Raw genomic sequence first — 12,281 nt, 5'->3', positions numbered from 1 at the left:
CCCCCCGCACCAGTGCCTGGATCCCGCCCCCCGGTGGGATCGCTACGGCTGTCTACATGGGATGAGACGTGGCACATCCCGATTCATTACGCGACTTCCCGAAAAAACTTCGAGAAGCGCTCTCGATCGTCTGATCAGAGTGTGGGAGGCCGCCGTTCCCCAGATCGGCGGCCTCTGTTCCCCCTCGTGAGACGGGCGGCCGGGTTCTCCTCCCCCGAGGATCCCGACCCGCCCGACCGGCGCGATTACCCCCCGCACCAGCGCCTGGATCCCGCCCCCCGGTGGGATCGCTACGGCTGTCTACATGGGATGAGACGTGGCACATCCCGATTCATTACGCGACTTCCCGAAAAAACTTCGATGAGCTGCGAACGCCGCGTCCACCGCCTGGACGGCACCGCTGCTCCCAGCCGGGCATCCGCTTGGAGTTCGGGCCGAGGGTGGCTTCCCTGGGAGATTCGCGAGAGAATGGTGGAGTCGCGTGATGAGAGGCGCTCTCATGCGTCTCTTCCGGTGGAGGCGCAGCTGCGCCCCGCGACAGATGGATGATTGTGCACGAAGAGAACACGACTCACGACGAAACGATCGGCGACGCCGACCTGATCCTCCGCACCCGCTCGGGAGACACGGGGGCGTTCGGTGAACTCTGGCGACGGCACTACCCGTCCGGACTCTCCGTCGCTCGTTCCGTGACCTCCTCGATCGACCCGGACGATCTGGTTCAGGAGTCGTACACGCGCATCTACCAGGCGATCCTCAAGGGCGGCGGCCCCAACGGCTCGTTCCGCGCCTACCTGTTCACGAGCATCCGCAACACGGCGGCAGGCTGGGGGCGCGCGCGCCGCGAGACAGCGATCGACGAACTCGACACCGTCGCCGACCCCGACAGCACCGACCAGGCCGCAAGCGAGGCACTCGACCGCAGCCTCACCGCTCAGGCGTTCCGCAGCCTCCCCTCCCGTTGGCAGGAGGTGCTCTGGTACACCGAGATCGAGCAGATGAAGCCCCAGGAGGTCGGGCCTCTTCTCGGGATGAAGGCCGGTGCCGTGTCGCAGCTGGCCTTCCGCGCCCGCGAAGGTCTGCGTGAAGCCTGGATCCAGGCCCATCTGCGCAGCGCCGAAGACGGCTCCGAATGCCAGTGGACCATCGAGCACCTGGGCGCCTACTCGCGTGGCAACCTCAGCACCCGCGACCACAAGCGTCTCGAACGGCACCTCGATGAATGCGCCCGGTGCATGATCGTCGCGGCTGAGGCGAAGGACGTCTCCAAGCGTCTCGCCCTCGTGCTGCTCCCCCTCGTCCTCGGCGTCACCGGAGCCGCGGGCTACCTCGCGACGCTCCAGGGCGCCGGCACGCCGATCGTCGCTCTGGCGGGGATGCCCTCGACCATCCCCGGCGCTGTCTTCGCCGGCGACCCCGGCGCCGCACACGCCGCGACCGGTCTCGCCGCGCACGGAAGCTCCGGTTCCGGCGCCGGCGGCTCGGCGGGTGGAACGGCGGGAGCGTCGTCAGGCGCAGGGTCGGCCGGTGGCATGTTCACCGGGATCGGTGCGCTCGTCGGGGTGGGATCCGCCGCCCTGGTCGTGGCCGGCGTCGTCGCCGCCGCCGCGATCGTGCCTGGTCTGGCCGGCGCCGATCCCGCGACCTCGCTCCCGAACGCCGCAGACGGAGAGCCGTCCTCGATCTCCGCAGACGTCGGACCCGACGAGAAGATGAGCCTCGACGAGCCCGTCCTCGTCGAGCCGCCGGCCACCGTCCCGGACGAGAGTCCTGCACCTCCGGTGGCGGAACCGCAGCCGGGCGCGGATCAGGTGGGCCCGGCCGTCACCGTGCCGCCCGTCACGGTCCCACCGGTCACCGTTCCTCCGGTCGATCCCGTGGACCCTGTCGAGCCCGAGAAGCCCGTCGACCCCGTCGACCCGGTGGGACCGGTCACGCCCACGGAGGCACCGACGTGGCAGACCGCCACCATCTGGTTCAACGGACTCCAGGTCCACTACAGCATCCCGGTCTCAGGCGTGGCCGGTCAGCGAGTCGAGGCGCTCCTGGACGACCGCTCCGGCGGGGGTGACAGCATCCTGCTCGACGAGTCCGGCTTCGGTGTCATCGATCTCCGTCCCACCTTCTGGCAGTTCATCGACGCCGACCTCACGACCGTCACGTTCCGCTACGTCCTCGCATCCGGCACGGGCCCTTCCGCTGTCACCACCCTTCTCGAGCTCGAGCCCAACCGCCCCGAGATCCCGGAGGAAGTGGCACCGGTCGAATCGGCCACCGCGACGCCCACCACGACGAGCGACGTCTCCGCGTCGTCGGTGCCGTCCGAGTCTGCTCCGGTCGCTCCCGAGCCGGAAGCACCCGCGCCCGCCCCGGTGCCGGCACCGGCACCGGCACCGGCACCGGCACCGGCCGACGATGCACCGGCCACGGTCGACGCTGCATCAGCTCCGGTCGAGACGGCCCCCGTCCAGACTCCGCCGGCCGAGACGACACCCGCGGCAGCGCCCACCGAGGTGCCCGTCGCGTCGGCCGAGGAAGCCCTCGCCGCCGAATAGACTGGATCCATGCCCTCGGATCCCGCTCCCGTTCCCGGCGTCGACCGTCCGGTGATCACCGCCCTCGACATCGTGCGCGCCGTCGTCCTGATCGTCGCCGTCGCCTCGCTGGCGCTGTGGGGGTTCGCGAGCTGGGATCTTCCGTGGAACATCGTGATCGGCGTCGGAGCGCCGGTGCTGGTGCTCCTCGTGTGGGCGCTCTTCCTGTCACCGCGGCCGGTCCTGCGCGTGCACCCGTTCCTTCGCGCCGCGGTCGAGCTGCTGATCTACGTCGGTGTCACGATCGCCTGGTGGTCGATGGGTCAGGCACTGATCGGCACCGCGTTCGCTCTCGTCGCCGTGGTCGCAGGCGTGCTCAGCGGCCGGCGCGCATTGGCGTGAGGTCGGCCTCGTGAGTGTGCTGGCACTCCTGAAGGAGTCTCTCGGATCCCTCGTCGACACCGATGAGACGTCGCTCGAGCACGCCAGATCCGACCGCTCAGGGCACGCGGCCGCGGGCCGTCCGCTCGCCGTGATCCATGCGGAGAGCGTGGAGCACGTGCAGCAGACCATGCGCATCGCGACGGCCACCCGCACGCCGGTCGTGGTGCGCGGTGCCGGCACCGGACTCGCCGGAGGCGCGAACGCCGGTACGGGCGAGATCGTGCTCTCCCTCCGCCGGATGACCGCGATCAGGGAGATCCGTGCCGACGATCTGCTCGCCGTCGTCGAACCCGGAATCCTCAACGCCGACCTCAATGCCGTGCTCGCGGCTCACGGGCTGTGGTGGGCGCCCGACCCCGCCAGCCGAGACATCTCCACGGTCGGCGGGAACATCGCGACAGGCGCCGGGGGTCTGCTCTGCGCCAAGTACGGAGTGGTGCGGGATGCGGTGCTCGGCGTCGACCTGGTCCTCGCCGACGGACGCCTGCTGCACCTCGGACACCGCAGCGTCAAGGGCGTGACAGGGCTCGACCTCACCGCCTTGGTGGTCGGCTCGGAAGGCACGCTCGGCGTCGTGGTCGGGGCCACCCTCAAGCTCCGCAGGCTGGTCCCTGGCGAGGCCTGCACGGTCGCTGCAACCTTCCCGGGGGTGCGAGGCGCCGCCGCCGCATCGGCCGCCGTGACAGCCGCCGGCCTCCAGCCCGCCATCATGGAGCTGATGGACTCCGCGAGCCTCACGGCCGTGCACGCGCTTCTCTCCCTTCCCCAGCCGAGTCCGGGAGCAGCCCAGCTGACCATCCAGACCGACGGCCCGGCCGCCGCTGCCGAGGCGGACGCCATCGCCGCGATCCTGCGGGCCCACGACGGTCTCACGGTCGTCTCGCACGATCGCGAAGAGGGCGAGCGCCTCCTCGCGGTACGCCGTTCGATGCACGCGGCGATGGCCTCGCTCGGAACCACGCTGATCGAAGACGTCTCGGTCCCGCGGAGCGCGATGCCCGCGATGTTTGACGAGATCGCGCGCATCGAGCGCGAGTACGGCATGGTCATCCCGACGGTCGCGCACGCGGGTGACGGCAACCTGCACCCGAACTTCATCTTCGAGGGGACGCAGACGCCGCCACATGTGTGGGCGGCCGCCGATGAGCTGTTCCGCGCCGCGATCCGCCTCGGAGGCACGCTCACGGGAGAGCACGGCATCGGCGTGCTCAAGCGCCGCTGGCTCGCAGACGAACTCGGCGATGACCAGTGGCACCTTCAGCGCCAGATCGCCGCGGTCTTCGATCCGCTCGGCATCCTCAACCCCGGAAAGGTGTTCAGCGTCGATGCCTGACATCCATGTGAGTGCTGCCGTGATCGTCGATGAGGCGGGCAGGGTGCTGGTGGTCCGCAAACAGGGCACGAGCATGTTCATGCAGCCCGGCGGTAAGCCCGAACCCGGTGAGACCCCCGCGCAGACGTTGATCCGCGAGCTCGACGAGGAGCTCGGGCTGGTGCTCGATGAAGCCGCGCTCCGCCCCCTCGGCACGTTCGTCTCGGCCGCGGCGAACGAACCGGGACACCGGGTGATCGCGGACGCCTTCGCGACCTCCATCGATCCTGCGTCCGTCACCGTTCAGGCCGAACTCGCCGAGCTGCGCTGGATCACCCCCGCAGACCTCGGGACGCTCCCGCTGGCGCCGTTGAGCGTCGAGCATCTGCTCCCGATCGCCTGGCCCGCCCCGGCGGTCTGAATTCAGCCGGGGCAGGCTTCACGCGGGCGTCAGATGCCTTGCCAGGCCGGCTTGTTGGCGAAGGTGTACCGGTAGTAGTCGGCGAGCGCCAGACGCGACGCCGCAGCCTCGTCGACGACGATCGTCGCATGCGGGTGCAGCTGGATCGCGGAACCGGGCAGGAGCGCGGTGAGCGGTCCCTCGACGGCAGCGGCCACGGCTTCGGCCTTGCCCTCACCGAAGGCGAGCAGCACGAGGTGGCGGGCTTCCAGGATGGTCCCGAGTCCCTGCGTGATGCAGTGCATCGGGACCTCGTCGATCGAGTCGAAGAAGCGGGCGTTGTCCTCGCGCGTCTGCTCCGTCAGGGTCTTCACACGCGTGCGGGAGGCGAAGGACGAGCCGGGCTCGTTGAACCCGATGTGCCCGTCGGTGCCGATTCCGAGGATCTGCAGGTCGACTCCACCGGCCGCCGCGATGGCAGCGTCGTAGTCTTCACCCGCATGCTGGATGGTCGCCGCAGCCCCGTTCGGCACGTGGATGCGCTCAGGGTCGAGGCCGAGGGGCTCGACGACCTCGCGGGTGATGACGGAGCGGTAGCTCTCCGGGTGCGCCGGGTCGATGCCGACGTACTCGTCGAGGGCGAAACCTCGCACCTGCGAGACGTCTCGACCTGCGAGCTGAGCGCGCAGCGCCTGGTACACCGGCAACGGGGTCGACCCCGTCGCGAGGCCGAGCACGGCGTCCGGACGACGCGCGATCAGCTCCACGATCTCGGTGGCGACCAGGGCACCTGCGGCCTCGGCGTTCTCGACGATGACGACCTCAGCCATGCGGGACGATCTCCTTCTCGGTGGTGGAGGCGCCGACGAGTGCGGCGCCGAATGCGGCGGCGGGAGAGCCCGCGGGAAGCAGTTCGATTCTCTCATCCAGGCGGAGCGACCGCATGAACGGCGAGGCCTCAGCGCCGGCATGGAGGGCGGCGCGGAGTCCGCTCTCGAGTCGGTCGCCGAGAGCCGTGAGCCCTCCCCCGATGACCACCTTCTCCACGTCCGCGGAGAGCACGAGAACACGGACGGCGGCGGCTGCTCCGTGGAAGAGGTCATCACGCAGCGAGACGGCCTGCGGGTCGCCGGCCTCCGCCGCGTCGAAGATGTCCCTGATGGGCAATGCCCCTGGACGGCCCCAGGCCTTGGCCAGGGCGCCTCCGCCGCAGAACGTCTCGACGCACCCGTGCTGCCCACAGCCGCACAGGCGTCCTCGCGGATCGACGGAGAGATGGCCGACCTCGCCTGCGGTTCCCCGCGCTCCGCGCCAGATGCGCCCGTCGATCACGATCCCGGCGGCGACGCCGGTCCCGAGATTCAGGTAGGCCATGGAACCGGCCACTCCGCTCAGCACGGCCGCGCCGAGGGCTGCGGCCTTCACGTCGTTCTCGACGCGGAACGGGACCCCGAGTGCGAGCTCGGCTCTGACGGCGAGGTCCAGGGACTCCACACCGAGGTTGACCGCGTGGTCGACGCGCCCGGTCTCGGCGTCGACGAGCCCGGGGATCCCGATTCCGACGGAGCCGACGTCCGAGAGGGGGAATCCGCTCTCCTCCGCGAGTGCGGTCACGGCCGCCACGATGCTGTCGACGACCGCCTCGTCACCCCACCCCGTGGGTCGGCGCAGCCGTCCGCGGATGACCCCAGAGGAGTCGACGGCGACGGCGTCGATCTTGGTGCCGCCGACGTCCAGGCCCACTCGAATCCGCCGACCGGCGGGGTCGGCATCGCTCGCACCCGTCATCGGATGCTGCTCCGCACCGTGACGGTCGTGATGCAGGTGACGTTCACGACACTCCCAGCTGTCCCGAGAGCACCATGACGGCAGCTCCACGCAGGACGATGTCCTCCTGGTGCGTCAATCGGACGACGACGTCTTCGAACACGCCCTCGAGCGTGCGCGCGTGCAGAGTGGCGATGGCGGCCTCGATCAGGATGCCGTCGAGCAGTTCCGCCGGCCCCGAGATCACCACCTCCGAGAGGTCGAGTGCGGCGACGATCGGTGCGGTGGCGATCGCCATCCGCGTGCCGGCGTCGCGCAGGATCTCGTCACGAGCGTCGGGATCAGCGGCGATCGCCGCCTCGAGCCGGCTGACGCTGAGCCACGCCTCGAGACAGCCGTCCTTGCCACACGCGCAGCGGGGTCCGCCGTCGGTTCCGACGACCACGTGGCCGATCTCCCCGGCGGCGAATCGGCTGCCCAGCAGCGGCTGGCTTCCGGTGATGAGACCGGCTCCCACACCCTTGCCGATCTTGATCAGCATGAAGTCGGCCTTCGCCTCCCCGAACGTGTACTCCGCGAGCACCGCGGCGTTGGCGTCGTTGCGAGCGAGGACGGGAAGGTCGAGATCGACCCCGAGCTTCGCCTCCAGCGGGAAGTTCGTCCAACCGAGGTTGGGAGAGCTCAGCACGAGGCCGTCGGGGCGCACGACACCCGGGGTGCCGATGCCGACGCCGAGCAGCGGCTGAGTCGACACATCGACCAGGGTCTGCGCGAGCTCTCTCAGCGCTGCGTACGCGGCTTCGCCGTCAGGCGACTTCGGGCGGGCCACCTCGCGACGCTCGAGCACGTCGCCGTCGAGGCTCAGCACCGCTCCGGTGAAGGCGTCCGGACCGGAGAGATCGAGACCGACGATCTGATGTCCGAAACGGTCGATGTCGATGAGGATGGGCGGTTTCCCGGGCCCCACGGCCTCTCGCACGCCCATTTCGATGACGATGCCGTCGGCGATGAACTCGGCGACCAGGTCGGAGATGGTGACACGGGTGAGGCCCGTCTCCCTGGACAGGTCGGCGCGACTCATCGCACCCGCGTGATAGAGCGTCTGCAGCACCAGCGCACGGTTGTGTCCGCGCGCGTGCTCAGGCAGCACCTTTGATCGCGAGCGCAGATGGCGCCCTGGGCCGAAGGCGTGCGCATTCGCACCGGCGTACTCTGACGGCGATGCGAAACGCTGTTCATCCGAAACGGACATGTTTGTTAGTAGACCTTACGAACAAAATTTGCGCAACCTCTGCCCGCGGACGTGCGGGCAGGGTTACCGAAACGTTACATTACTTTCGATCGTCGGCGACGACCGTGCGTGAGCGCCCGAGGAGGCGCTCGACCAGGCGGGCGACGATCTGCTCCCGCGCCTCGATCGTGAGCGGCTTGCCCGGCACGCCCGGTCGGCGCTGCGCGGGCTCCGGCCCGTCAAGGGGACGATACCGCACCCCCGATGCGGCGAGCCGTCGCAGATGCGTCGGCAGACGCCGCTCGAAGTCCGCGTACGGCGCAGGCTCCCCTCCGTCCCACAGCCTCTCGGCGATCGCGGAGAGGCGCGGGAACATCGCGAAGTCGACGCGATCCCTGGTGGGCAGGTGCTCACTCCACACGTTCGCCTGTCCCCCCACCGCGCCGTCCTCGACGCGCAGGGAGTAGGCCCGCTCGATCGTGAGCGGAGGGCCCACTCTGATCGGCTCCTCCTCCGACTCCGACTGCGGATAGTCGAGGTAGACCTCGAGGTCGGGGCACGCCACGACCTCGATGCCGAGTCGCAGTGCCTCGCGCATCGCCGCAGGGCCCCGCCATGCAAGGATGCGCACTCCCTCGGGAACGTCCCCCTCGAGCACCTCATCCCAGGCCAGCGCCGTGCGACCGCGCTCACGGACATGCGCGACGAAGTGCTCCGTGAACCACGGCTGCACGTCGTGAGCGGAGTCGAGTCCGAGCTGTCGCATCCGCTCGGCCGCGGCGGCGCTCTGCTCCCACTCGGTGACCGGCACCTCGTCGCCGCCGATACCGATCCACTCCGAGTCGAACACGTCGCAGAGGACATCGATCGCGGCGTATCCGAAGGCCAGGGCCGCGTCCGTCGGGGCGAGGGTGCGCGGGTTGACCCCGAAGCGCTCCCATGCCGACACCACCGGCTCTCCGACATCGACGTTGCCCAGCTCCGGGTATGCGGCGAGACCCGCCTGGATGTGTCCGGGCAGCTCCACCTCCGGCACGAGCGTCACGAAGCGTTCGCGCGCATAGGCGACGAGTTCCCGCAGTTCCGCCGTCGTGTAGAAGCCCTCGTGCACTCCGGGTTCGACGGTCGCCAGCGGACCGTGTCCGAGCTGGGTGGCCTCCCGACGTGCCCCCACCTCCGTGAGTCGCGGGAAGCCGGGCACCTCGAAACGCCACCCCTGATCGTCGGTGAGATGCAGGTGCAGCACGTTCAGGTGGTGATCGGCGAGGAGATCGACCAGGCGGCGGACCTCTTCCACCGGCCGGAAGTGCCGGGCGACGTCGAGCATCGTGCCGCGCCAGCTGTAGGCGGGCGATCCCGTCCACACCCCGGCAGGGATGCGGGACGTCACGGCGTCCGGATCCCGCAGCTGGCGCAGGGTGGTGGCGCCACGGAATACGCCGGCAGGTGTCGCCCCTCTGACCTCGATGCCGGCGGCGCTCACGCTCACCCGGAAAGCCTCGTCGCCGACGCGGCCTTCGTTCGCGGCTTCCGCGCCGAGGGTCTCATCGACCACCAGACGGATCGGCGCCAGGGTCGCATCGGCTGTCCCCGAGATGCCGCTCAGCCGGGCGGCGGAAGGGGCGAGACCGGGCGTGCAGACGACGGGCGTCCGGTCGGTCCATTCGAATCCCGGGGCGGTCGGATCGATGCGGGCATCGACGTGGGGCACCGTCGCTCGATGCGCCGGCGGAGGCATCCGCAGCGCGCGGCCGGGGGTGAGTCCGGTCATCTCGCCGTGCGACACCACCGGCACTCCCCCGACGAGCACCTCGACGATGCCGCGCGGGGCGTCGAACGGGGAATCGAACGTGGCCCCGGCCTCGATCGTGTCCGGGTCGAAGAGCACGAGGTCGGCGGTCGCACCCTGCCGGAGGACGCCCCGAGGCGCATCGCCTCGGTCGAGCCCCAGCCGATGCGCCGGAGTGCCGGCCAGGTGACGGACGGCCTCCTCCCAGGTGAGGATGCCGAGTTCGCGCACGTAGTGTCCGAGGTACCGCGGGAACGTGCCGCGCCCACGCGGGTGCGGGCGCGCTCCGATCAGGATTCCGTCGCTGCCGCCCGTGTGCCGCGGGTGACGCATGATCGCCCTGACGTTGTCCTCGTCTCCGATGTGCATGAGGATTCCGGTGGCGGCGGCGTCCTGCACGATCGTGTCCAGCACCACGTCGACGGCGCGGCGACCGGTCGTGCTCGCGATCTCGGCGATCGTCCGACCGACCAGACCGGCGAGGGCGGGGTTCACGGTGCCGGAGATCTGGATCTGCGTCCAATCGGCCTTCTCGCCGTGGAAGCCGTCGCAGCCGACGTCCTCCAGCTCCACGCGGACGGCTTCTCTGCCCGCCTCGTCGAGCGCGGAGAGGGCGGCGAGCAGGTCGCCGGACTCCGCCAGCCTGCTCGGCAGCAGGGCGGACAGAGTGGTGGCGCCCGGCAGATACGGATATGTGTCGAGTGTCACATCGACACCGTCCGCGATCGCCTCGTCGATCAGGGCCAGGAGCTCATCGGCGCGCCCTCGGTTCGGGGCGAAGTTCATCGTCGCGTGCGTGAGGTGCACGGGGCATCCGGTGCGTCGACCGATGTCGAGGGCCTCCCGGTACGCCTCGAGCGCCGCTCCCCCGTAGCTCCGGGTATGCGGTGCCCAGTAACCTCCGCGCTCGGCGACGACGCGGCACAGGGCTTCGAGCTCGGCCGTGTCGGCGTACATCCCCGGCGTGTACGTGAGGCCGCTCGACATCCCGAAGGCTCCCGCATCCAGCGCGCGCCCCAGGATCTCGCCCATCGCTGTGAGCTCGGCAGAGGTCGCCCGACGGTTCTCGTGACCGACGACCATCATCCGCAGATTGCCCTGGGGAACGAGGACGGCGGCGTTCGCGACCGCTGCGTCGTCGATGGCCGCGAGCAGGTCGTCCATCGTCCGCCATGGCACGTCGGCGGGGGTCCCGTTCCATCCGGCGATCTGCGCGGGGATGATCGCGGCAGCCGCGTCGTCGAGGGGCGCGTAACCCAGGCCGTCCTGGCCGAGCACTTCGGTCGTCACGCCCTGGCGGACCTTGGCCTCGTGCGCGACCCCCCTCAGCACCGCGAGCTCGCTGTGCGCGTGCATGTCGATGAATCCGGGCGCGAGGAAGAGGCCGCTCGCCGCAACCTCCACCGCGCCATCGGGGAGCTCGAGTTCGGGACCCCCCGCACCGGCGGGGACGACCGCGACGACCCGCGCACCCTCGACCGCGACGTCGGCAACGTACCGGGGCGCACCCGTCCCGTCGACGACGGTGGCTCCGCGGTACACCCGCACGCGTCCGGCCGCGGCCTTCTCGGCACTCAGAAGCATGTCGCCACCGCCCCGATCACGCGCGGGTCGGCGGAGTCGGGGTCGTCGATCACGGCGACCACCCGCCACTTGTCGAAGGCCGTGCACGGGTGAGAGAGACCCAGACGGACGACATCGCCCACGGCGACCGCATCGTCGCCCGAGAGACCGAGGAACGCATGCTGGTCGTTCAGCGCCGTGATCTCCCCGTGCACGTTCTGCGGGATCGGCAGGTCGAGGTCGAAAGGCACATCGCGCCGTCCGGCGTCGAGGAGAGCCAAACCGTCCTCGGGCTGCGACACCACCCGCGACCAGGCATGCATCGCCGAACGGAGAGGTGCGGTCCCGACGAGCGGCCCGAACGGGGACATCCGCGAGTAGAAGCCGTCGTCGTGGATCTGGAACGCGCCCGAACGCAGGACGACGTCGACGTCGCCCCCCGCGGATGCGAGCACCGCCGCCGCCCGGTCAGGGAAGGCGCTGCCGCCGGCGCTGAGCACCGGGCGGATTCCCTCGGGGTACTCGAGGCGTGCGTGCAGGTCGACGAGGGTACGCAGGTACGCGTCGACGGCGACGACGGAGGCCTCGGAACGGTCCGGACCGAACGGACCCTCATATCCCGCGACGCCGGCGAGGCGCAGGCCGGATGCCTCCGAGACGGCCTTCCCGATCCGCTCGCCCTCCTGCATCGTCCGTGCCCCTGTGCGACCGTGCGCACCTCCGAGCTCGACCATCACCTCCAGCGGTCGCGGGGCATCACGCATGCCCTGAGCGAGGATCGCCGCCCCCTCGAGGGAATCCGCCCAGCACAGCACGCGCAGCTCCGGATCGGCAGCGAGCAGCACCCCCAGGCGTCGCACCGCGGCGAGGTCGGTGACCGCGTTCGCGATCAGCACGGTCGAGACACCGGCGTCGATGGCGACCTCGGCCTGCCAGGGCGTCGCGACGGAGATGCCCCACGCTCCCGCGTCGAGCAGTCGCTGCCAGAGGGCCGGAGCCATCGTCGTCTTCCCGTGCGGTGCGAGGAGCACTCGCTGCTCCCTCGCCCAAGCGAAGACCGTCTCCTCGTTGTGTGCGAGGGCACTCTCGTGAACCGTCAGCACCGGCGTCACGAGGTCGGAGAGATGCAGATCCGCATCCCCCACCTGCGACAGGCGGAGTCCCGCGGCGTGCGCCGGGAAGCCCTTGGTCCAGGTGCCGAGAACGGGATCCGGAATTTGTAGAGGCATCTAACAATGCTA

At 70.2% G+C, this 12,281-nt stretch carries 9 protein-coding genes; 4 read left to right on the top strand and 5 right to left on the bottom strand.

The window, feature by feature from the left end:
- Positions 1–545 precede the first annotated feature (545 nt).
- From RN51_RS09495 to RN51_RS09480, 4 genes are read left to right on the top strand one after another with little or no spacing between them, the layout of a single operon-like run.
- Positions 546–2,555, top strand: coding sequence for a sigma-70 family RNA polymerase sigma factor (locus RN51_RS09495; RefSeq protein WP_052674665.1), 2,010 nt, complete (start codon positions 546–548; stop codon positions 2,553–2,555).
- Positions 2,556–2,564: 9 nt separating this feature from the next.
- Entirely contained in the window at positions 2,565–2,936 is a 372-nt protein-coding gene (locus RN51_RS09490; RefSeq protein ID WP_045263795.1) for a YrdB family protein, read from the top strand.
- A gap of 10 nt (positions 2,937–2,946) precedes the next feature.
- Positions 2,947–4,311 carry an FAD-binding oxidoreductase gene (locus RN51_RS09485; protein WP_045263794.1) on the top strand — a complete coding sequence of 455 codons (1,365 nt, stop codon included), beginning with the start codon at positions 2,947–2,949 and terminating at the stop codon, positions 4,309–4,311.
- On the top strand, positions 4,304–4,711 hold the full coding sequence (locus RN51_RS09480; RefSeq protein WP_045263793.1) for an NUDIX hydrolase: 408 nt from the start codon (positions 4,304–4,306) through the stop codon (positions 4,709–4,711). Before RN51_RS09485 ends, RN51_RS09480 begins: the two co-directional genes overlap by 8 nt.
- Positions 4,712–4,740: 29 nt before the next feature.
- Here RN51_RS09480 and nagB read toward each other — a convergent pair whose 3' ends face one another.
- From nagB to RN51_RS09455, 5 genes are all read right to left on the bottom strand, one after another.
- Complete coding sequence (nagB, locus tag RN51_RS09475) at positions 4,741–5,520, bottom strand: glucosamine-6-phosphate deaminase (RefSeq protein WP_045263792.1); 780 nt, start codon at positions 5,518–5,520, stop codon at positions 4,741–4,743.
- Complete coding sequence (locus RN51_RS09470) at positions 5,513–6,478, bottom strand: ROK family protein (protein WP_197073224.1); 966 nt, start codon at positions 6,476–6,478, stop codon at positions 5,513–5,515. The genes nagB and RN51_RS09470 overlap by 8 nt, the downstream gene beginning before the upstream one ends.
- 43 nt (positions 6,479–6,521) lie before the next feature.
- The gene (locus RN51_RS09465; RefSeq protein ID WP_045263791.1) at positions 6,522–7,709 is read right to left on the bottom strand and encodes an ROK family transcriptional regulator; all 1,188 of its coding nucleotides are present in this window, start codon (positions 7,707–7,709) and stop codon (positions 6,522–6,524) included.
- 79 nt (positions 7,710–7,788) lie between these two features.
- Complete coding sequence (locus RN51_RS09460; RefSeq protein WP_045263790.1) at positions 7,789–11,061, bottom strand: family 20 glycosylhydrolase; 3,273 nt, start codon at positions 11,059–11,061, stop codon at positions 7,789–7,791.
- On the bottom strand, positions 11,052–12,269 hold the full coding sequence (locus RN51_RS09455) for an alanine racemase (RefSeq protein ID WP_231579266.1): 1,218 nt from the start codon (positions 12,267–12,269) through the stop codon (positions 11,052–11,054). The genes RN51_RS09460 and RN51_RS09455 overlap by 10 nt, the downstream gene beginning before the upstream one ends.
- Positions 12,270–12,281 lie beyond the last annotated feature (12 nt).

This window comes from Microbacterium oxydans (genome assembly GCF_000956405.1).
Lineage (GTDB): Bacteria > Actinomycetota > Actinomycetes > Actinomycetales > Microbacteriaceae > Microbacterium > Microbacterium oxydans_C.
Note: the sequence above shows the minus strand (reverse complement) of the source record. Positions and strands in the feature narration are given on the sequence as shown.